This is a genomic window from Chitinophaga sp. 9-1-y (assembly GCF_059511905.2).
The window spans coordinates 3,086,331-3,110,631 of the sequence record NZ_CM197955.1; the positions used below are offsets into that span (position 1 = coordinate 3,086,331).

Sequence of the window (24,301 nt, forward strand, 5' to 3'; positions counted from 1 at the left end):
TTGCTTTTCGCGGTATGCTTTATGTTTTACGGATTAGCGAACTACTGTTACTTCGCCTTTCATAACATTAGAGTTACCTCCGGCAACTTTCTTGTAGCTGAGCCACCATACGTAGGTGCCTACATCTACCGGAACGCCTTTGTATTTACCATCCCATCCTCTATGATCATCTGACGTCATAAAGATTAATTCACCCCAGCGGTTAAAGATCCGCAGTTCGTAGTCGAACATTTGTCCTCTTACTACTGGTCTGAACACATCATTACGTCCATCGCCATTTGGAGAGAAGGCATTTGGTACTGTTGGTTTTGGTTCACATTGTACAAAGTCTACCGTGATATCATCTGTAGCAGATCCGCAATCGTTGAACACTGTTACGGAGTAAGTACCTCCGTTGGTCACGGGGTAGGTAGGAGCGGAAGATCCGTTATCCCAACGTATACCTGTGATACCACCGCCTTCAGCGTGGAGAATCAGTGTTTCACCTTTACACATTACGGTGTCTCTACCGAGGTTGATGACAGGTAGACCGGTGATATTGACTTTCACGCTATCCATGAATACGCGGTTACAATATTTATCCATTACCGCCAGTTTGTATTTACCGGCCTGTGTGATTTGTTTAACCGGGTTAGGATCGCCATCATTCCAGAGGTAGGAGACCGCATCCGGATTTGTACCATCCAGCGTGATGCTGCCACCAGGGCAAATATTTCTATCTGGTCCCAGATCCAGGTTGAGTGATGGTTTCAGTCGTACGTTCACTGTATCTCTTACCACACAGTTATCTCTGCTAACTGATACCCAGTAACCACCTGGCTGATTCACCACGATAGAGTTGCTGGTTTCGCCTGTCTGCCATTTGATACGGCCGCCATTTGAATTCACAGTGAGCATGATAGACTGATCAGGGCAGATCGCGGTATCACGACTCAGGCTGATATCTGGTGGAGGATTTACACTCACTTTCACGGTATCGATGGTGATACATCCTGCTTTCATCACTTTCACCCAGAATTGTTCCTGTGTACCTACCAGTATGGAGGAACCGGTAGAACCGTTGCTCCAGAGGTATTGGGCACCATTTACATAAGCATCCAGTTTCACGGTTTGACCGCGGCAGATGGTAGTATCAGGGATATCTACCAGTGGCGTTGGTATCAGGCCCACCTGGATGGTGTCTGTAGTGGCACATTCACCGTTGCTTACGTTTACCCAGTAAGTACCGGCCTGGTTAATATTGATCCGCTGCGTAGTTGCGCCGGTAGACCATTTGATCTGGTAAGCGAAGTTAGCAGGGCCAGCATCCAGTACCAGGCTGTTGCCACCACAGATAGTAGTGTCGTTGCCCAGGTTCACTTTTGGTGTCTGGATGTAGTTGAGTTGATAAGTAACGGTATCAGAAGAGCAACCGGTTCTGCCATCAGTGATGATGAAGGAAGCAGAAGTAGCGCCATTCAGGTTGAACACATTGTTGTTTTGTGTGCGAGGCAGGCCGGTTACTACATTGGAAGGTGTTACCGCTACCAGGGTGTAGGTTGGCATGTATACATCGCCCACTTTACGTAATGCAATTCTACCGTTGTCGGAACAGTTGGATGGCAGGGTAGCTTCCAGTTGTGGTTTAGCACATGGGTTGATGATTACGCGCTGGATCACATCATTGGCTTTATTACCGCATGCATCCATAATGCTCCATCTTCTTACAATCGTATAGCCGTTACAGATATCTGCCACAAATGGATCTTCCGTATAGATAGCTCTTTTCGGGAAGGTATTATCACAGTTGTCTGTGGCAGTGAGTACCGGAGGAGCTGGTATCTGATCCTGGCAATAGAGTACTATATCTGCCGGAGCAGGCATGATAACAGGTCTGGTGGTATCTTTCACCGTTACAACCTGTGTCATGGTATTGGTGTTACCACAGGCATCTTTCGCAATCCATGTTCTGATGATGCGGTAGTTACCGGCACAGTCACCAGGTGTTCTTTCAGTAGTAACGCGACGTACTATAGTCAAACCATTTCCGATGTTGCTGCAATTGTCTGTTACCTCAACATCTGCTGCAGGTGCCGGGATATTATCACAGCTTACGGTAGTATCTGCAGGAGGTTTCACGGTGAATACCGGTCTGGTGGTATCCTGTACTGTGATTGTTTGCTGCATTACCTGTTTGTTTCCGCAATCATCCGTAACGGTCCAGGTACGGATTTCCTGGTAGTTGCTGGCGCAGTTGCCAGGGAGTTTCACCGTTTTGGTGCTGGTGAATACTTGCACTGTAGCGGTACAATTATCAGTTGCGGTAATTACCGGCCATGCTGGTACTTTATCGCAATCTACCGTGGTGTCTTTCGGAGCAGGCATGCTGAACACTGGCTTAGTAGTATCCTGTATATTGATGATTTGTTGTACAGCGCTGGCATTACCACATTCATCAAAGGCAGTCCATTTTCTGATGATGATATACTTGCTGTTGCAATCATTCAGGTTACGTACTACGGAGTCTTTTGGTACCACCGTAATTACACCAGGTGTGCAGTTGTCGCTTGCAGTGAGATTGAATCCGTTTGGTATTTTGTCACAATCTACCGTCGTATCGGCAGGTGTAGGCATATTGAATACCGGAGCGGTCATGTCTTTCACCGTAATGACCTGTTTCAGGGTGACGCCGGTGTTGCACTCGTCTTTCGCGGTCCATGTGCGGATCAGGAGGTAGTTGTTAGAACAGTTCCCCGGAATGTCCTGGCGAACTTCTACTACAGGGATAATGATTTCACCTGCGCAGTCGTCGTTCGCTTTCAGATCCACTTTAGCAGGCACTTTATCACAATCAACCGTGATGTCGGCAGGAGCAGGGGTAGTGAATACCGGTGCTTTCGTGTCCTTAATCGTGATTGTCTGAGAAGCGCTTACGAACAATCCGCATCTGTCTGTTGCCGTCCAGGTACGGGTAATGGTGCTGAGACAAGGCGAAGTAACCACCGTTACATCGTTGTGTGTTATATGAAGTGTTTCATTATCATAAGGCACATGACTAAATACCGGCTCACCGAAGAGGGTAGTGTAGTCTTTACCTTTTTCACATTCTGCTGTGATAGCAGGAGGAGTGAAGGTAACAATCGGGCTGATAGTTACAACAGTGATTTTCACGGCATTGCTGATGTTGTTGATACAAGCACCGGAAGCGACCACTCTTCTAAACCAGGTATTAACAGCAAGTACATTTGGTTGGTATACATCGCTGGTAGCGCCGTTGATGTTGGTGAACGGTCCGGTAGCACCAGTGGTACTTTGTTGCCATTGGTAAGTGTAGCTACCATTACCACCGGTTAAGGTGTTACCACGTAAAGCCATCGGTACTTCTGTCAGGCAGACCGTTTGATCGTTCGCGATGGTATTACCCAGAATTGGTTTGCGGTTGATCAGCGTTACACTGGAGCTGGAAGCGTCGCAAACACCGTTGCTTACTACCCAGGTCAGTTGTGCTGTTTCACCGGCAGGAACCGTGATGGTAGCATCTTTCTGGTTAATGTTGCTGATAGTGATTACTGCAGCGTTGTTGCTGGTAACAATCCAGGTACCTTTTGCACCTGCCACACCAGGATCGCTGGCATTCATCTTAAAGGTAGCGTCATCACAGTGTTCCTGGTCAGGTCCTGCGTTAGCAGCTACCGGTAAGCGGTAGTTAATGAGTGTCACATCATCCCAGGTAGCGCTACATACGCCATTGGTTACTGTCCAGCGTAAGGTAACGGTGTCACCTACGTTAACATTTACCGCAGAAGTAGGGCTATTGATCGATTTGATTACTGCATTTCCTTTAATAATAGACCAGAAGCCTCTTGCACTTGGAACGGATGGGGTAGCAGCTGCCATCGTGAAATCGCCTGTGTTGTTACACATCTCGATATCCTGTCCGGCGTCTGCATCATCTGCTTTCTTATAATTAATCAGCGTTACAATGCTGCTGCTGCTGGTACAAGTACCGTTTGTAACGGTCCATTTCAATATAACGGTGTCGCCTATAGGAACAGTTACGTTGGTGTATGGATCATTTGGTGATTTGATAGTAGCTGCACCAGGGATACGACTGATATCTGTCCAAACGCCCACTGCACTGCCTGATCCAGGTTGACTGGCTTTCATTACGAAGTCGGCAGTAGTGTTACATTTTTCCTGGTCAGGACCAGCGTTAGCGGTGATGGCAGCTTTGTAATTGATGATAGTAACCCTGCTGAAAGTAGTGTCACACACACCATTTGCAATTGCCCACTGAAGAACAGCTGTATCGCCTATTGGCACCGTTACTGCAGAAGTTGGACTATTTGGTGATTTAATAGTGGCATTTCCGCTGAGGAGTGTCCAGATGCCTTTTGCAGTTGGAACACCCGGAGCATTTGCCTGCATAATGAAGTCATCTGTTTTGTTACAGATAGACTGATCAGGGCCGGCATTTGCTTTTGCAGCAACCGCATAGTTAGTCAACAATACGGTGTCGGAAGTAGCGGCACAAGTACCGTTGGCGATAGTCCATATCAGGGTAGCGGTATGGCCGGCCAGTACTTTCACCGTTGTGTTGTTTATTGAATCTTTCGTTACGGTAGCCCATGTGGGGTTACCTACTACGGTCCAGTAACTGTATGCGCCATACTGAGTAGGAGCATTAGCTGCCATCGTAAAGATGGAGTCATTACAATGTTCCTGGTCAGGTCCTGCCAGCGCTCTATTTGGCTGTGTATAGTTAGTCAGGAACACCGTGTCTGTGCTGTTGGCACAAGTACCGTTACCGGTTGTCCATATCATGGTAGCGGTGTGACCAGCGAGTACTTTCACAGTAGTGGTATTCAGGGAGTCTTTTGTAATAGTCACCCATGAAGGTTTACCCACTGCGGTCCAGAATCCGTAAGCACCATATTGAGTTACCGGTTTCGCCGCCATTGTAAAGATGGAATCATTACAATGTATTTGGTCAGGACCAGCAACTGCTGCATTTGGTGTAGCATAGTTAGTCAGGAGCACCGTATCTGCATCGTCTACACAAGTACCATTACCAGTTGTCCATACCATGGTAGCGGTATGACCAGCGAGTACTTTCACCGTGGTGGTATTCAGGGAGTCTTTTGCAATAGTCACCCATGAAGGTTTGCCTACAGCGGTCCAGAATCCGTAAGCACCATATTGAGTTACCGGTTTCGCCGCCATGGTGAAGATGGAATCGTTACAATGTATTTGGTCAGGGCCAGCTACAGCTGTAGAAGGCACTTCGTAGTTGGTGATTTTCACCTGGCTGTTAGTAGCAGCACAAGTACCGTTAGTAATCGTCCATACCAGGGTAGCGGTATGACCCGCCAGCAGGGTTACTTTAGTGTTGTACGCTAAGGTATCTGCAATGGTGATCCAGGGTTGTTTGCCACCTACAATAGTCCATGCACCATAAGCACCCATTTGCGCTGGCTTGTTAGCCGCCATGGTGAAGATGGAATCATTACAATGTTTCTGTTCAGGGCCAGCTACAGCTGTAGAAGGCATTTCGTAGTTGGTGAGCTTCACCTGGCTGGTAGTAGCAGCACAAGTACCGTTAGTAATCGTCCATACCAGGGTAGCAGTATGACCCGCCAGCAGGGTTACTTTAGTGTTGTACGCTAAGGTATCTGCAATGGTGATCCAAGGTTGTTTGCCACCTACAATGGTCCATGCTCCATATGCACCAAACTGAGCAGGCTTGTTGGCCGCCATGGTGAAGATGGAATCATTACAATGTTTCTGTTCAGGGCCAGCTACAGCTGTAGAAGGCACTTCGTAGTTGGTGATTTTCACCTGGCTGTTAGTAGCGGCACAAGTACCGTTGGTAATCGTCCATACCAGGGTAGCGGTATGACCAGCCAGCAGGGTTACTTTGCTATTGTACAAAGTAGTATCTGCAATGGTGATCCAAGGCTGTTTACCACCTACGATAGTCCATGCACCGTAAGCACCCATTTGCGCAGGCTTGTTAGCTGCCAGGGTGAAGATGGAATCATTACAATGTTTCTGTTCAGGGCCAGCTACAGCGGTAGAAGGCACTTCGTAGTTGGTGATTTTTACCTGGCTGTTAGTAGCGGCACAAGTACCATTAGTAATCGTCCATACCAGGGTAGCGGTATGACCCGCCAGCAGGGTTACTTTGGTGTTGTACAAAGTAGTATCTGCAATGGTGATCCAAGGCTGTTTACCACCTACGATAGTCCATGCACCGTAAGCACCCATCTGAGCTGGCTTGTTAGCGGCCATGGTGAAGATGGAATCATTACAGTGTTTTTGTTCAGGGCCAGCTACAGCGGTAGAAGGCACTTCGTAGTTGGTGATTTTCACCTGGCTGTTAGTAGCAGCACAAGTGCCGTTAGTAATCGTCCATACCAGGGTAGCGGTATGACCAGCGAGGATCGTCACTTTGGTATTGAATAAAGTAGTATCTGCAATGGTGATCCATGGTTGTTTACCACCTACGATCGTCCACGCACCATATGCACCCATTTGTGCCGGCTTGTTAGCTGCCAGGGTGAAGATGGAATCATTACAGTGTTTCTGTTCAGGGCCAGCTACAGCTGTAGAAGGCACTTCGTAGTTGGTGATTTTCACCTGGCTGTTAGTAGCAGCACAAGTACCGTTGGTAATGGTCCATACCAGGGTAGCGGTATGACCCGCCAGCAGGGTTACTTTAGTGTTGTATGCTAAGGTATCTGCAATGGTGATCCAAGGTTGTTTACCACCTACAATGGTCCATGCACCATATGCACCCATCTGAGCAGGCTTGTTGGCCGCCAGGGTGAAGATGGAATCATTACAGTGTTTCTGTTCAGGGCCAGCTACAGCGGTAGAAGGCACTTCATAGTTGGTGAGCTTCACCTGGCTGTTAGTAGCAGCACAAGTACCGTTAGTAATCGTCCATACCAGGGTAGCGGTATGACCAGCGAGGATCGTCACTTTAGTATTGAATAAAGTAGTATCCGCAATGGTGATCCATGATTGTTTACCACCTACGATTGTCCATGCACCATAAGCCCCCATTTGTGCAGGCTTGTTAGCTGCCAGGGTGAAGATGGAATCATTACAATGTTTCTGTTCAGGGCCAGCTACAGCGGTAGAAGGCACTTCGTAGTTGGTGATTTTCACCTGGCTGTTAGTAGCAGCACAAGTGCCGTTGGTAATGGTCCATACCAGGGTAGCGGTATGACCCGCCAGCAGGGTTACTTTGGTGTTGAACAAAGTAGTGTCTGCAATGGTGATCCATGGTTGTTTACCACCTACAATGGTCCATGCACCGTAAGCCCCCATCTGTGCCGGCTTGTTAGCTGCCAGGATGAAGATGGAGTCATTACAATGTTTCTGTTCAGGGCCAGCTACAGCTGTAGAAGGCACTTCGTAGTTGGTGATTTTCACCTGGCTGTTAGTAGCAGCACAAGTGCCGTTAGTAATGGTCCATACCAGGGTAGCGGTATGACCCGCCAGCAGGGTTACTTTGGTGTTGTACAAAGTAGTATCTGCAATGGTGATCCAAGGTTGTTTACCACCTACGATAGTCCATGCACCGTAAGCACCCATCTGAGCTGGCTTGTTAGCTGCCAGGGTGAAGATGGAATCATTACAATGTTTTTGTTCAGGGCCAGCTACAGCTGTAGAAGGCACTTCGTAGTTGGTGATTTTCACCTGGCTGTTAGTAGCGGCACAAGTGCCGTTAGTAATCGTCCATACCAGGGTTGCGGTATGACCAGCGAGGATCGTCACTTTGGTATTGAATAAAGTAGTATCCGCAATGGTGATCCATGGCTGTTTACCACCTACAATCGTCCATGCACCATAAGCCCCCATCTGCGCCGGCTTGTTAGCCGCCAGGGTGAAGATGGAATCATTACAATGTTTCTGTTCAGGGCCAGCTACAGCTGTAGAAGGCACTTCGTAGTTGGTGATTTTCACCTGGCTGTTAGTAGCAGCACAAGTACCGTTAGTAATCGTCCATACCAGGGTAGCGGTATGACCCGCCAGCAGGGTTACTTTAGTATTGTATGCTAAGGTATCTGCAATGGTGATCCAAGGTTGTTTACCACCTACAATGGTCCATGCACCATAAGCACCCATTTGCGCTGGCTTGTTGGCCGCCATGGTGAAGATGGAATCATTACAATGTTTCTGTTCAGGGCCAGCTACAGCGGTAGAAGGCACTTCATAGTTGGTGAGCTTCACCTGGCTGTTAGTAGCAGCACAAGTACCGTTAGTAATCGTCCATACCAGGGTAGCGGTATGACCAGCGAGGATCGTCACTTTAGTATTGAATAAAGTAGTATCCGCAATGGTGATCCATGATTGTTTACCACCTACGATTGTCCATGCACCATAAGCCCCCATTTGTGCAGGCTTGTTAGCTGCCAGGGTGAAGATGGAATCATTACAATGTTTCTGTTCAGGGCCAGCTACAGCGGTAGAAGGCACTTCGTAGTTGGTGATTTTCACCTGGCTGTTAGTAGCGGCACAAGTGCCGTTAGTAATGGTCCATACCAGGGTAGCGGTATGACCCGCCAGCAGGGTTACTTTGGTGTTGAACAAAGTAGTGTCTGCAATGGTGATCCATGGTTGTTTACCACCTACAATAGTCCATGCACCGTAAGCCCCCATCTGCGCTGGCTTATTAGCTGCCAGGATGAAGATGGAATCATTACAATGTTTCTGTTCAGGGCCAGCTACAGCTGTAGAAGGCACTTCGTAGTTGGTGATTTTCACCTGGCTGGTAGTAGCAGCACAAGTGCCGTTGGTAATGGTCCATACCAGGGTAGCGGTATGACCCGCCAGCAGGGTTACTTTGGTGTTGAACAAAGTAGTATCTGCAATGGTGATCCAAGGTTGTTTACCACCTACGATAGTCCATGCACCGTAAGCACCCATCTGAGCTGGCTTGTTAGCTGCCAGGGTGAAGATGGAATCATTACAATGTTTTTGTTCAGGGCCAGCTACAGCTGTAGAAGGCACTTCGTAGTTGGTGATTTTCACCTGGCTGTTAGTAGCGGCACAAGTGCCGTTAGTAATCGTCCATACCAGGGTTGCGGTATGACCAGCGAGGATCGTCACTTTGGTATTGAATAAAGTAGTATCCGCAATGGTGATCCATGGCTGTTTACCACCTACAATAGTCCATGCACCGTATGCCCCCATCTGCGCCGGCTTGTTAGCCGCCAGGGTGAAGATGGAATCATTACAATGTTTCTGTTCAGGGCCAGCTACAGCTGTAGAAGGCACTTCGTAGTTGGTGATTTTCACCTGGCTGTTAGTAGCAGCACAAGTACCGTTGGTAATCGTCCATACCAGGGTAGCGGTATGACCCGCCAGCAGGGTTACTTTAGTGTTGTACGCTAAGGTATCTGCAATGGTGATCCATGGTTGTTTGCCACCTACAATGGTCCATGCACCATAAGCACCCATTTGCGCTGGCTTGTTAGCCGCCATGGTGAAGATGGAATCATTACAATGTTTCTGTTCAGGGCCAGCTACGGCTATAGAAGGCACTTCATAGTTGGTGAGCTTCACCTGGCTGTTAGTAGCGGCACAAGTACCGTTAGTAATGGTCCACACGAGGGTAGCGGTATGACCAGCGAGGATCGTCACTTTAGTATTGAATAAAGTAGTATCCGCAATGGAAATCCATGATTGTTTACCACCTACGATTGTCCATGCACCGTATGCACCCATTTGTGCAGGCTTGTTAGCTGCCAGGGTGAAGATGGAATCATTACAATGTTTTTGTTCAGGGCCAGCTACAGCGGTAGAAGGCACTTCGTAGTTGGTGATTTTCACCTGGCTGTTAGTAGCGGCACAAGTACCGTTAGTCACCGTCCATACCAGGGTAGCGGTATGACCCGCCAGCATGGTTACTTTGGTGTTGTACAAAGTAGTGTCTGCAATGGTGATCCATGGCTGTTTACCACCTACAACAGTCCATGCACCGTAAGCACCCATTTGTGCCGGCTTGTTAGCCGCCAGGGTGAAGATGGAATCATTACAATGTTTCTGTTCAGGGCCAGCTACAGCTGTAGAAGGCACTTCGTAGTTGGTGATTTTCACCTGGCTGTTAGTAGCGGCACAAGTACCGTTAGTAATGGTCCATACCAGGGTAGCGGTATGACCAGCTAGGATCGTCACTTTGGTATTGAATAAAGTAGTATCCGCAATGGTGATCCATGGTTGTTTACCACCCACAATAGTCCATGCACCGTAAGCCCCCATCTGAGCTGGCTTGTTAGCTGCCAGGGTGAAGATGGAATCATTACAATGTTTTTGTTCAGGGCCAGCTACAGCGGTAGAAGGCACTTCGTAGTTGGTAATTTTCACCTGGCTGTTAGTAGCAGCACAAGTACCGTTAGTAATGGTCCATACCAGGGTAGCGGTATGACCAGCTAGGATCGTCACTTTGGTATTGAATAAAGTAGTATCCGCAATGGTGATCCATGGTTGTTTACCACCCACAATAGTCCATGCACCGTAAGCCCCCATCTGAGCTGGCTTGTTAGCTGCCAGGGTGAAGATGGAATCATTACAATGTTTCTGTTCAGGGCCAGCTACAGCTGTAGAAGGCACTTCGTAGTTGGTGATTTTCACCTGGCTGTTAGTAGCGGCACAAGTACCGTTAGTAATGGTCCATACCAGGGTAGCGGTGTGACCCGCCAGCATAGTTACTTTGGTGTTGTACAAAGTAGTATCTGCAATGGTAATCCAGGGCTGTTTACCACCTACGATCGTCCACGCACCATAAGCCCCCATTTGCGCTGGCTTGTTAGCTGCCAGGGTGAAGATGGAGTCATTACAATGTTTTTGGTCAGTACCAGCTACTGCGGTAGAAGGCACTTCGTAGTTAGTGAGTTTCACCTGGCTGTTAGTAGCAGCACAAGTACCATTAGTGATGGTCCATACCAGGGTAGCGGTATGGCCCGCCAGCATGGTCACTTTGGTATTGAATAAAGTAGTATCTGCAATGGTAATCCATGGTTGTTTACCACCTACAATCGTCCAGGCACCGTAAGCCCCCATTTGTGCTGGCTTGTTAGCTGCCAGGGTGAAGATGGAATCATTACAATGTTTTTGTTCAGGGCCAGCTACAGCGGTAGAAGGCACTTCATAGTTAGTGATTGTTACCGGGTCGGTAGTAGCAGCGCAGGTACCATTAGTGATAGTCCATACCAGGGTAGCGGTATGACCCGCCAGCATGGTTACTTTGGTGTTGAACAAAGTAGTATCCGCAATGGTAATCCAGGGTTGTTTACCACCCACGATGGTCCATGCACCATAAGCCCCCATCTGTGCAGGCTTGTTGGCCGCCATGATGAAGATGGAATCATTACAGTGTTTCTGGTCACCACCAGCTACAGCGGTAGAAGGCACTTCGTAGTTGGTGATTTTCACCTGGCTGTTAGTAGCAGCACAAGTACCGTTAGTAATGGTCCATACCAGGGTAGCAGTATGACCCGCCAGCATGGTTACTTTGGTATTAAATAAAGTAGTATCAGCTATGGTAATCCATGGCTGTTTACCACCTACAATCGTCCAGGCACCGTAAGCACCCATCTGAGCTGGCTTGTTAGCGGCCAGGGTGAAGATGGAATCATTACAATGTTTCTGTTCAGGGCCAGCTACAGCGGTAGAAGGCACTTCATAATTAGTGATTGTTACCTGGTCGGTAGTAGCAGCGCAGGTACCATTAGTGATGGTCCATACCAGGGTAGCAGTATGACCCGCCAGCATGGTTACTTTGGTGTTGAATAAAGTAGTATCTGCAATGGTGATCCAAGGTTGTTTACCACCTACGATCGTCCATGCACCATAAGCCCCCATTTGCGCCGGCTTGTTAGCCGCCATGTTGAAAATGGAATCATTACAATGTTTTTGATCGCCACCAGCTACAGCGGTAGAAGGCACTTCGTAGTTAGTGATCGTCACCTGGTCAGTAGTAGCAGCACAAGTACCATTAGTGATAGTCCATACCAGGGTAGCAGTATGACCCGCCAGCATGGTTACTTTGCTGTTGTACAAAGTAGTATCTGCAATGGTGATCCATGGTTGTTTACCTCCTACAATTGTCCAGGCACCATAAGCCCCCATTTGCGCCGGCTTGTTAGCCGCCATGATGAAGATAGAATCATTACAGTGTTTCTGGTCTGTACCAGCTACAGCGGTAGAAGGCACTTCGTAGTTGGTGATTTTCACCTGGCTGTTAGTAGCAGCACAAGTACCGTTAGTAATAGTCCATACCAGGGTAGCGGTATGACCCGCCAGCATGGTTACTTTGGTATTGAATAAAGTAGTATCTGCAATGGTAATCCATGGTTGTTTACCACCTACAATCGTCCAGGCACCATAAGCCCCCATTTGCGCCGGCTTGTTAGCGGCCAGGGTGAAGATGGAATCATTACAATGTTTCTGGTCAGGGCCAGCTATTGCTGTAGAAGGCACTTCGTAGTTAGTGATCGTTACCGGGTCGGTAGTAGCAGCACAAGTACCATTAGCAATAGTCCATACCAGGGTAGCAGTATGACCCGCCAGCATGGTTACTTTGGTGTTGAACAAAGTAGTATCTGCAATAGTGATCCAGGGTTGTTTACCCCCTACAATGGTCCATGCACCATAAGCACCCATTTGCGCCGGCTTGTTGGCCGCCATGATGAATATAGAATCATTACAATGTTTCTGATCACCACCAGCCACAGCGGTGGAAGGCACTTCATAGTTAGTGATCGTTACCGGGTCGGTAGTAGCAGCGCAGGTACCATTAGTGATAGTCCATACCAGGGTAGCGGTATGGCCTGCGAGCATGGTTACTTTAGTATTAAATAGAGTAGTATCTGTAATGGTAATCCATGATTGTTTACCACCTACGATCGTCCATGCACCATAAGCCCCCATTTGTGCCGGCTTGTTAGCGGCCATGGTAAAGATGGAGTCATTACAGTGCTTTTGGTCAGTACCAGCTACAGCGGTAGAAGGCACTTCGTAATTGGTGATTTTCACCTGGCTGGTGGTAGCGGCACAAATACCGTTGGTCACCGTCCATACCAGGGTAGCGGTATTACCTGCGAGCAGGGTTACTTTGGTGTTGAATAAAGTAGTATCTGCAATGGTGATCCATGGTTGTTTACCACCTACGATCGTCCATGCACCATAAGCCCCCATTTGCGCCGGCTTGTTAGCCGCCATGTTGAAAATGGAATCATTACAATGCTTTTGGTCAGTACCGGCTACAGCGTTAGAAGGCACTTCGTAGTTAGTGATTGTTACCGGGTCGGTAGTAGCGGCGCAGGTACCATTAGTAATAGTCCATACCAGGGTAGCAGTATGGCCCGCCAGCATGGTCACTTTGGTATTGAATAAAGTAGTATCTGCAATGGTAATCCATGATTGTTTACCACCCACAATAGTCCATGCACCGTAAGCACCCATCTGTGCCGGCTTGTTAGCGGCCATGATGAAGATGGAATCATTACAGTGTTTCTGGTCAGTACCAGCTACAGCGGTAGAAGGCACTTCATAGTTAGTGATTGTTACCGGGTCGGTAGTAGCGGCGCAGGTACCATTAGTGATAGTCCATACCAGGGTAGCGGTATGACCCGCCAGCATGGTTACTTTGGTGTTGAATAAAGTAGTATCAGCAATGGTAATCCATGATTGTTTACCACCCACAATAGTCCATGCACCGTAAGCACCCATTTGAGCTGGCTTGTTAGCGGCCATGATGAAGATGGAATCATTACAATGTTTCTGGTCACCACCAGCTACTGCGGTAGAAGGCACTTCATAGTTAGTGATTGTTACCGGGTCGGTAGTAGCAGCACAGGTACCATTAGTGATAGTCCATACCAGGGTAGCGGTATGACCCGCCAGCATGGTTACTTTGGTGTTGAATAAAGTAGTATCTGCAATGGTGATCCATGGTTGTTTACCACCTACGATCGTCCACGCACCATTTGCACCCATTTGCGCCGGCTTGTTAGCCGCCATGATGAAAATGGAATCATTACAATGTTTCTGGTCACCACCAGCTACAGCGGTAGATGGCACTTCGTAGTTGGTGAGTTTTACCTGGTCAGTAGTAGCAGCACAGCTACCATTAGTGATAGTCCATACCAGGGTAGCGGTATGGCCCGCCAGCATGGTTACTTTGGTGTTGAATAAAGTAGTATCCGCAATGGTGATCCAGGGTTGTTTACCACCTACGATTGTCCAGGCACCATAAGCCCCCATTTGCGCCGGCTTGTTAGCCGCCATGATGAAGATAGAATCATTACAGTGTTTCTGGTCTGTACCAGCTACAGCGGTAGAAGGCACTTCGTAGTTGGTGATTTTCACCTGGCTGGTGGTAGCGGCACAAGTACCGTTGGTCACCGTCCATACCAGGGTAGCGGTATTACCTGCGAGCAGGGTTACTTTGGTATTAAACAGAGTAGTATCCGCAATGGTGATCCAGGGTTGTTTACCACCTACAATAGTCCATGCACCGTAAGCCCCCATTTGCGCCGGCTTGTTAGCAGCCATGGTGAAGATGGAGTCATTACAATGTTTCTGGTCAGTACCAGCTACTGCTGTAGAAGGCACTTCATAGTTGGTGATTTTCACCTGGCTGGTGGTAGCGGCACAAGTACCGTTGGTCACCGTCCACACCAGGGTAGCAGTATTACCTGCGAGCAGGGTTACTTTGGTGTTGAATAATGTAGTATCTGCAATCGTAATCCAGGGTTGTTTACCACCTACGATCGTCCATGCACCGTAAGCCCCCATTTGCGCCGGCTTGTTAGCGGCCATGGTAAAGATGGAGTCATTACAATGTTTCTGGTCAGTACCAGCTACAGCGGTAGAAGGCACTTCGTAGTTGGTGATTTTCACCTGGCTGGTGGTAGCGGCACAAGTACCGTTGGTCACCGTCCATACCAGGGTAGCAGTATTACCTGCGAGCATGGTTACTTTGGTGTTGAATAAAGTAGTATCTGCAATGGTAATCCAGGGCTGTTTACCACCTACAATGGTCCATGCACCGTATGCCCCCATTTGTGCTGGCTTGTTAGCCGCCATGTTGAAGATGGAGTCATTACAATGTTTCTGGTCAGTACCAGCTACTGCTGTAGAAGGTACTTCGTAGTTGGTGATTGTTACCGGGTCGGTAGTAGCGGCGCAGGTACCGTTGGTAATGGTCCATACCAGGGTAGCAGTATGACCTGCGAGCATGGTTACTTTGGTGTTGAATAAAGTAGTATCTGCAATGGTAATCCATGATTGTTTACCACCCACAATAGTCCAGGCACCATTTGCCCCCATCTGAGCTGGCTTGTTAGCGGCCATGATGAAGATGGAATCATTACAGTGTTTCTGGTCAGTACCAGCTACGGCGGTAGACGGCACTTCATAGTTAGTGATTGTTACCGGGTCGGTAGTAGCAGCGCAGGTACCATTAGTGATAGTCCATACCAGGGTAGCGGTATGACCCGCCAGCATGGTTACTTTGGTGTTGAACAAAGTAGTATCTGCAATGGTAATCCATGGTTGTTTACCTCCTACGATTGTCCATGCACCATTTGCACCCATCTGTGCCGGCTTGTTAGCCGCCATGATGAAAATGGAATCATTACAATGCTTTTGGTCCGTACCAGCTACAGCGGTAGAAGGCACTTCGTAGTTGGTGATTTTCACCTGGCTGGTGGTAGCGGCACAAGTACCGTTGGTCACCGTCCATACCAGGGTAGCCGTATGGCCCGCCAGCATGGTTACTTTGGTATTAAATAAAGTAGTATCTGCAATGGTAATCCAGGATTGTTTACCACCTACGATGGTCCATGCACCATAAGCCCCCATTTGTGCTGGCTTGTTTGCCGCCATGATGAAAATGGAATCATTACAATGTTTCTGGTCACCACCTGCTACAGCGGTAGAAGGCACTTCGTAGTTGGTGATTTTCACCTGGCTGGTGGTAGCGGCACAAGTACCGTTGGTCACCGTCCATACCAGGGTAGCGGTATTACCTGCGAGCAGGGTTACTTTGGTATTAAATAAAGTAGTATCAGCAATGGTAATCCAGGGTTGTTTACCACCTACAATGGTCCATGCACCATATGCACCCATCTGTGCTGGCTTGTTGGCCGCCATGATGAAGATGGAGTCATTACAGTGCTTTTGGTCAGTACCAGCTACAGCGGTAGAAGGCACTTCGTAGTTGGTGATTTTCACCTGGCTGGTGGTAGCGGCACAAGCACCGTTGGTCACCGTCCACACCAGGGTAGCAGTATTACCTGCCAGCAGGGTTACTTTGGTATTAAATAAAGTAGTATCCGCAATGGTGATCCAGGGTTGTTTACCACCTACGATCGTCCATGCGCCATATGCCCCCATCTGAGCTGGCTTGTTAGCGGCCATGATGAAGATGGAGTCATTACAGTGTTTTTGATCCGTACCAGCTACTGCGGTAGAAGGCACTTCGTAGTTGGTGATTTTCACCTGGCTGGTGGTAGCGGCACAAGTACCGTTGGTCACCGTCCACACCAGGGTAGCAGTATTACCTGCCAGCAGGGTTACTTTGGTATTAAATAAAGTAGTATCCGCAATGGTAATCCAGGGTTGTTTACCACCTACAATGGTCCATGCACCGTATGCACCCATTTGTGCTGGCTTGTTGGCCGCCATGATGAAGATGGAGTCATTACAGTGTTTTTGATCCGTACCAGCTACTGCGGTAGAAGGCACTTCATAGTTGGTGATTTTCACCTGGCTGGTGGTAGCGGCACAAGTACCGTTGCTCACCGTCCATACCAGGGTAGCAGTATTACCTGCGAGCAGGGTTACTTTGGTATTAAATAAAGTAGTATCTGCAATGGTAATCCAGGGTTGTTTACCACCTACGATGGTCCATGCACCATTTGCCCCCATTTGTGCCGGCTTGTTAGCGGCCATGATGAAAATGGAATCATTACAGTGTTTTTGGTCCGTACCAGCTACAGCGGTAGAAGGCACTTCGTAGTTGGTGAGTTGTACCTGGCTGGTGGTAGCGGCACAGGTACCATTAGTGATGGTCCATACCAGGGTAGCGGTATGGCCCGCCAGCATGGTTACTTTAGTATTGAATAAAGTAGTATCCGCAATAGTGATCCATGGCTGTTTACCACCTACAATGGTCCATGCACCATAGGCGCCATATTCGGTTGGCTTGTTGGCAGCCAGGATGAAGATAGAATCGTTACAGTGTTTTTGCGCGGTGCCGGCATCTGCAACTACTGGTTTCTTGAAGTTGGAGATAAACATGGTATCCGTTGTAGTAATACAAGGACCATTGGCAATCGTCCAGAACAAAGTAGCCGTGTCACCTACAGGTACTGTTACAGTAGCATTGGGCTGAGTAGGATTGGTGATGATGGCATTAGGGTTCCAGGTAGTCCATACGCCGTTAACACCTGGTACGCCTGTAGTATTACCATTTAACTGGAAGGCAGTTTTACGCTCGCAATCAGATTGGTCAGCGCCTGCATTGGCCTTGTTAGGTTGCGCATATACAGTTACCGTCACAGATGCACAGGTTGTATTACCGCAGGGACCAGCACTTGGCGCCATTGCATAGTATGTGGTGGTGACACTTACATTAGGAAATACAACAACTGAACTATCTGTGTTAGCTGAAACAGGGTAAACACGTTTGCTGCCAGGTGTACCAGGGCAGCCGCCGGTGTACCATTTCCAGGTAGCTTTTTTACCAGTAGAGTCAATTCCCAACGAACCGCCACTAACAGTCAGCGTATCATTTCCTTTGATGCATATTGCGGTTGTAGATGCAGTTACCTTGGTAGGATTGGTAGATGGCTGTTCTACTGATAAAGAGAAGGTCACTGTTTTAGTACAACCGGCCAATGTATCTTCTTTGGCTGTCAGTACAAAATCATAGTTACCGGCAGGTGTTCCTGCAGGTAACTTCACTTTAAAGGAGTCGCTTGCATTTTGACTTGGCCAGGTACCAATGACTTGCGTAAAGCCAGGCATTTTTCTGGCAACAGGTGCAGTAGGCAATACATCCAGTATATAATTCAGGATATTACCTGTTTTACCAGTATAAACTACTTTAAAGGAGTCAACAGTATTACATACAGCAGGAGCCGTTATGTTCACCGTAGGAGCGGATTTTAACGTCAGCTTAATAGTAGAGGAAGTAGATCCGCTACATACGCCGTTGGAAATGCTCCAGATAAGGGTAACTGTTTTATTACCTCCTTTGATAGTAGCAATAGCATTGAATGCCGTATCATAATTCAACGATACATCAGCAGCGGTAGTCCCGGTGCCTAAAGTCCATTTACCTTTTTCACCAACGCCTGGTTTGGTGGCATTCAGTTGAAAAGTGGTAATGCCACACTGTACAATATCTGTTCCGGCAACACTTGGCGTGAGCGGTTTGGTATTGATCAGTGTAACGTGGCTGACATCAGTACAAGCCGCCAACAGTTTGTTGGTGATCGTCCAGGTGAGGCGTATAGTATCGCCTGGCTGGACACCCGTTACCGTTGTTTGTGGGTTGTTTGGATTGGTGATCGCTGCCAGTTTGGAAGGACCATCAAACGCCCATTGGCCTTGCTGATCTGCGGGAGGGGTAGTCCTCTTAATGTTGAAGTCATTTATATTACACTGTCTGTAAATGGTATCAGCATCTGCTTTTGGCAGAGATCTTACATTTACAATAACAGAGTCGGCTGCGCTACAGGTATGATTTGTCAGCGTTACCTTATACTTTTTGGCGCCGGTGTCAATCGGTGTATGCGTGAGCGTTACATCATTCAACGCACCGATGTTGACACCATTATATGTCCATTTCCAGGAGATGCTATCAACCGGCGCACCACTGTTGGTTTCTTTCAGACTAATAGATTTACCCAAACAGATCTCCAGTGGGGTAGCCGTCATATTAATGACGGGTTGTTGGTCTACAATCACCTTCGCATAACCGGTGTCTCTACATTGCCGGGGTGATTTGGTGACACTATTCCATCCATAGTCTGCTATACCAATCGCACCAAAAGTAGTGTTCACAGTAGGGTAGGCCGTCATCTTCGGCCCCTTGACGACGGGAACCGTTTGCCATTCATAGGTACTATATCCGCCGTTGGCCGTAAGTACCACGGAATCTCCGATACATATCCTGCCCGAGGAAATCGTTACTTTAGGTTTAGGGAGTACCGAGATTTTTGTATATAAAGATGGGGATGCACAGTTGCTGGGATTATCCTTTTCCAGGATATTTACGCGGAAGTAATAATCCACAATCTGGTTAGGGTCTCCTTTGAGTGTTCCTACCGGGAAGGTAAGTACATCTGTATTGATACCAGTTACACCTACAGGAAATACAGGGTTAGTGGGCCAGTTGAGTGTATCCTTGGTAAATTGCCACTGATAGGTTGGGTTGGTGAAATAATCTAATGGACTATAAACCGCTTTGATGGTTACCGGAGCTCCCTCACACAACGAATCCGCCCTTAAAGGCGGTTTTGAAACTCCATCAATAAATGAATAAATATATGGACTACAATATTTAAAACTGATATCATCAATAGCGATGTCATTTCCGCAGTCACCGAGTTTGTCGTTTATAATGGATAGGGTAACGCTGGTAACATTGGGAGGGGTTTTAAATGCACCTCCATATTCCTGCCAGGTTGGTGCATCCAGGTTCATGGACACATCATAGGTTTTGAATCTGGCCAGTACATTTCCACTGCCATCTGCAATCTGGAAGGTAACGCCTGCGTAGTGATAACCATCACTGTTACCAGCAGCACAAGTAGAGTTAAATACTTCTAACCCGTTTACGTTCATAAACCAGGCGCTGAAGTTATATATAGAGCCTGGACAAACGGGTACGCTTTTCTTAATAAAAAAGGTTTTCTTTTCAATCGCTGAGTTAGCGAGTAACATACCTCCTACAGAATCGGCACTTGGGTTAGGGGTGTGGTTAAGGGCATTCACCCATTCGCCTCTCACCTGGGTATTCCAATATACCATGTAGCTATTATCGGCGAAATTAGATGCCGGATAAGGTACGTAATCATACCCGGTACCGTCTGTAGGTACATTGGCATTATTTCGACTATAATTCGCATTCTTGGGGAATTTTCCAAAGTCTTCCAGGAAGTCACCCACACCGGTGTTTTGACCAAGGCATACTGCTTTTGAGCAGTCCTTCACATATATCGTTTTGGTAACCGAATCTTTGCTAGCACCGCGGTAGAGGACTGCCTTAATGGTATACATGCCCAAACTGTTAAACTGTATGGTCAGGGCATTTTTATTATAAGCAGTTTCCCGTTTCTGCCCAATCAGTTTAGGGGTCTGATCGGGGTACCGTTCCGTTGAGTACAGGATATTATACGATCCTCCGGTAATGTACCAACTGGCCGAATCGGACAGTTTATAGGTTCCGCTTTTGGGCCAGAGAAAAGCATTCGTACTGGCGAAACTTCCCAGGCAGGCAGAATCCGGCAGATTCATAAATGGTTTATCAGCCGTTTGAGCATCCGCCTGCTTATTCAGCAGAATTAGCCCCAGTAGGAGGAATAAAAAGGTTAATAGACGTTTCATAGGTGCAAGCAGTTAAGTAAAAAAAGTATCAGGTCTGGTAGATCGGTCTACTCAGTCCTATTGGTGCTCAACTCTTTACATCGGAAGAAATAACCGGTGAGGGATTTCCGGCATGGGTTAGATAATGTGTAAAATGGTTTCATAGGCGTCAGGTGTTTATACATAGTATGGTTAAAATATGTAATTAAATTAGCATTAAAATTATAAATAATATAGTAAAATAAAAAAAGTGATAATAATTATAATATGAATAGGGGCCAGATAAGTTGAAGGGAAGATGAAAGGAAAACTGATTGTCAATAGCTTGCGGAGGGGTAAAAAAATATTAATAAGTTATCCACATTTGGGATCCGGGCTTATTTATTTATACAAGACTGTGCTTTATTGAATTAATTTCATACCTTTGCAGACCAAATTTGATGTAAGATGCCCAAAGTAAAGACACATTCCCGTGCCAAGAAAACGTTCAAGGTTGGTGGGAACGGACAGATTAAGCGGTTCATGGCCTTCAAAAGCCACTTACTGACTAAAAAATCTACGAAAAGAAAACGTAGCTTAAGAGGTAGTACGCTGGTTCACGAAGCAAATCTTAACCTGGTTAAGAGAATGCTCGGAATGCGCTAGTATCTGTCAAAAGAATCGAATTTTATAACCTGAGAAAAAAACAAAGCAAATGCCTCGTTCAGTTAATGCCGTAGCTTCAAGAGCCCGGAGAAAAAGGATCTTAAAGCAAGCCAAAGGCTTCTACGGTAAAAGAAAAAATGTTTACACCGTAGCGAAAAACGTTCTTGAAAAAGGACTCACTTACAGCTATGTAGGTCGTAAATTAAAGAAAAGAAACTACCGTCAGCTGTGGATCGCCCGTATCAACGCTGCTGTTAGAGCAGAAGGGTTGACCTATTCTGTGTTTATGAACAAATTAGCTGGTAAAAATATCGACCTGAACAGAAAAGTTCTGGCTGATCTGGCTATGAATGAACCAGAAACTTTTAAAGCACTGGTAGCTTCAGTAAAGTAAGACTTACCTGATAGTAAATACCCGGTAGCTGGCATCCCACAAGATGTCAGCTATTTTGTTTTTAGGAAAGATACCCAGTAAAGCAGATCCACTACCACTCATCGTAGCATACAAAGCCCCCGCTTCATATAATTGGCCCTTTATTTTCTCCAACACCGGATGCGCCGCAAATACAGGCGCTTCAAAGTCATTCGTCACTTTATCTTTCCATTCCGCTACCGGTAATTGAATCACTTCCGGCAACGACCAGGCCGCTGGTTTCGGCGTCAGTTGCTTAAATGCCCATCCGGTGTTTACGTGAATCCCTGGATGTACTAACAAAAAAGAATACCCGGAAAGATCCAGGGTAACAGGTGTCATAATTTCACCGCGACCAGTAGCAAAGCAGGGCTGGTTAAGGATAAAGAACGGACAATCACTGCCTAGCTGTGCCGCATAAGCCACCAATGCGTCAGTAGTCAAACCAAGCTGGAACTTCTGGTTGATCAGCTTCAGCATAAACGCCGCATCTGCAGAACCTCCTCCAAGACCGGCACCAATTGGAATGTTTTTGTGCAGATGAATATTTAAGGGCTGTACCTGGGGGAAATCCTGCCGTAACAGCTGAAACGCCCTGAGGCAAAGATTGTCGGCCACATCACCGGGAACCGCAATGCCACTGCTTTCAAATGCTAATGTAGCATGTGTAATACCTTCCAACGCATCACAAACAGGCAGGGGATAAAAAATGGTTTCCAGGTCATGAAAACCATCCGGGCGCTTTTGGGTAATATGCAGGCCCAGGTTTATTTTACAATTGGGAAATACAATCATGTAGCATTCATTGCATAGCAAAGCAACAGCTGCAGTATCGTACTGCCGGCTGCATCGCTTTTACTGAAAAAAGAATTTATTTGCTTTTGCGGCTGTTAATCTCATCGCGTATGGCGATGGCACGGATATAATCTTCCTGTTCCAATACTTCCTGTAAGAGTGTAGTTAATTCTTCTACATTCATGGCTTTGAGGTCGTCTTCTGCTCCTTTTTCATGCTCCGAAATGGTAGGGGTCACCGGCTTGTTACTTTTCTTACCGGCAGGATCATCCAGTAAGATGCCCGCACTGTTAAGAATATTCTCAAACGTATAAATAGGGCAGCCAAAACGAACCGCAAGCGCTAATGCATCAGATGTACGGGAATCAATCTCGATGGTTTCATCGTTATTGGCACAGATAAGCTTGGAATAAAAAATGCCCTCCTGTAAATTGCTGATCACAACCTCCTGTAATTCTACATTAAAGGCGTTCATGAAGTTCTTCATCAGGTCGTGTGTTAAAGGCCGGCTGGGTTGCATTTTCTCAAGCGCTACCGCAATCGCCTGCGCTTCAAAGCCTCCAATCACAATAGGCAAACGGCGTAACCCATTTACTTCTCCCAGTACCACGGCATATGAATGAGTCTGCGTAATGCTGTGCGATAAAGCAACTATTTCCAGTTCTATTTTTCTCATATCTGTCTTGCGTTGTCGCTGAATAGTTTGTAAGACCGTGAAGTTAGAAAAATATTCCTTATCTAAAAAAAATCTATCATGATAAATGCCTAATATAAGCGTTACGAATTAAGAATTACGACTGACAGGATTAACACGATCTTAAAGTTTGTACCAGCCCTTCGTAATTCTTAATTCGCAACGATGATTATTATCCTTCTTTAAATTTCTTCACTGCTTTTGTCAGCGCAGGCACTACTTCAAACGCATCACCCACAATACCATAGTCGGCCGCTTTGAAGAAAGGAGCTTCCGGATCTTTATTGATCACCACAATCACCTTACTACCATTTACACCAGCCAGGTGCTGTATTGCACCAGAAATACCAATGGCTACATAAAGGTTAGGACGTACCGTTAAACCCGTTTGACCCACATGTTCATGGTGCGGACGCCAGCCGGCATCTGCCACCGGGCGGGAACTCGCAGTAGCTGCTCCCAGTGCTTTAGCCAGATCTTCCAGTATACCCCAGTTCTCAGGCCCTTTCAATCCGCGACCACCACTGACAATGATTTCAGCTTCCGTTAAAGGAATATCACCACTCACGGTTTCTGTTTTTACTACCTTCACTTTAAAGTCGGCATCGTTGATAGCCGGGCTGAAAGCCTCCACAGTAGCTGTACCTGATCCCTGAACCGGAGGGAAGGTGTTAGGTATAATCGCGATTATTTTAATATCTGAAGTGATGTTGATATTGGCAAATGCCTTACCGGAAAACACGTTCTTTTTTACCACAAAACCATTGCTGGTGTCAGGATAGGAAACGGCACCTGATACCAAACCAGCTTTCAGCCGGGCTGCTACTCTTGGCGCTACAGCCTTGCCATCAAAGTTGTGCGGGAAGATGATCACCTTACTGCCTTCTTTGCCAGCTGCTTCTGCAATCACTTTAGTATATACAATGCTTTCTACTTCGTGTAAGCGGGCGTCGGCAGCGTGCAATACTTTCTGGGCGCCGTAATTGCCCAATGCCGCCAGTTCACTGGCATCCACGGGACCTAATACCAGCGCTGTGGCTGTTGTACCCAGTTGTTCTGCTACTTTGGCTCCATAAGTAATGGCTTCCAGCGCTGCTTTTTTGATTTTACCCTGCGCCTGATCGGCAAATATTAATATAGACATGAATAATTTAATTAGTAGT

The 24,301-nt window shown here is 47.1% G+C and carries 6 protein-coding genes; 2 read left to right on the plus strand and 4 right to left on the minus strand.

Annotation, left to right across the window (positions count from 1 at the left end; translation table 11 throughout):
* Nucleotides 1-33: 33 nt before the first annotated feature.
* Nucleotides 34-20,613, minus strand: a complete 20,580-nt coding sequence (locus AC5ZC7_RS12110; protein WP_511911525.1) for a T9SS type B sorting domain-containing protein — start codon at nucleotides 20,611-20,613, stop codon at nucleotides 34-36.
* Between the two features lie 426 nt (nucleotides 20,614-21,039).
* On the opposite strand from AC5ZC7_RS12110, the gene rpmI reads away from it, so the two are divergent.
* Nucleotides 21,040-21,237 carry a 50S ribosomal protein L35 gene (gene rpmI / locus AC5ZC7_RS12115; protein ID WP_079471802.1) on the plus strand — a complete coding sequence of 66 codons (198 nt, stop codon included), beginning with the start codon at nucleotides 21,040-21,042 and terminating at the stop codon, nucleotides 21,235-21,237.
* Between the two features lie 49 nt (nucleotides 21,238-21,286).
* Nucleotides 21,287-21,631 (plus strand): 50S ribosomal protein L20, encoded by a 345-nt coding sequence (gene rplT / locus AC5ZC7_RS12120; RefSeq protein WP_078673350.1) that lies wholly within the window; start codon nucleotides 21,287-21,289, stop codon nucleotides 21,629-21,631.
* A gap of 3 nt (nucleotides 21,632-21,634) precedes the next feature.
* On the opposite strand, the gene ispE is transcribed toward rplT, so the two are convergent.
* From ispE to AC5ZC7_RS12135, 3 genes are all read right to left on the minus strand, one after another.
* Nucleotides 21,635-22,444 (minus strand): 4-(cytidine 5'-diphospho)-2-C-methyl-D-erythritol kinase, encoded by an 810-nt coding sequence (gene ispE, locus AC5ZC7_RS12125; protein WP_496161569.1) that lies wholly within the window; start codon nucleotides 22,442-22,444, stop codon nucleotides 21,635-21,637.
* A gap of 76 nt (nucleotides 22,445-22,520) precedes the next feature.
* Nucleotides 22,521-23,120 (minus strand): bifunctional nuclease domain-containing protein, encoded by a 600-nt coding sequence (locus tag AC5ZC7_RS12130; protein ID WP_496161570.1) that lies wholly within the window; start codon nucleotides 23,118-23,120, stop codon nucleotides 22,521-22,523.
* Nucleotides 23,121-23,310: 190 nt separating this feature from the next.
* Entirely contained in the window at nucleotides 23,311-24,282 is a 972-nt protein-coding gene (locus AC5ZC7_RS12135; protein ID WP_496161571.1) for an FAD-binding protein, read from the minus strand.
* Nucleotides 24,283-24,301: the final 19 nt, after the last annotated feature.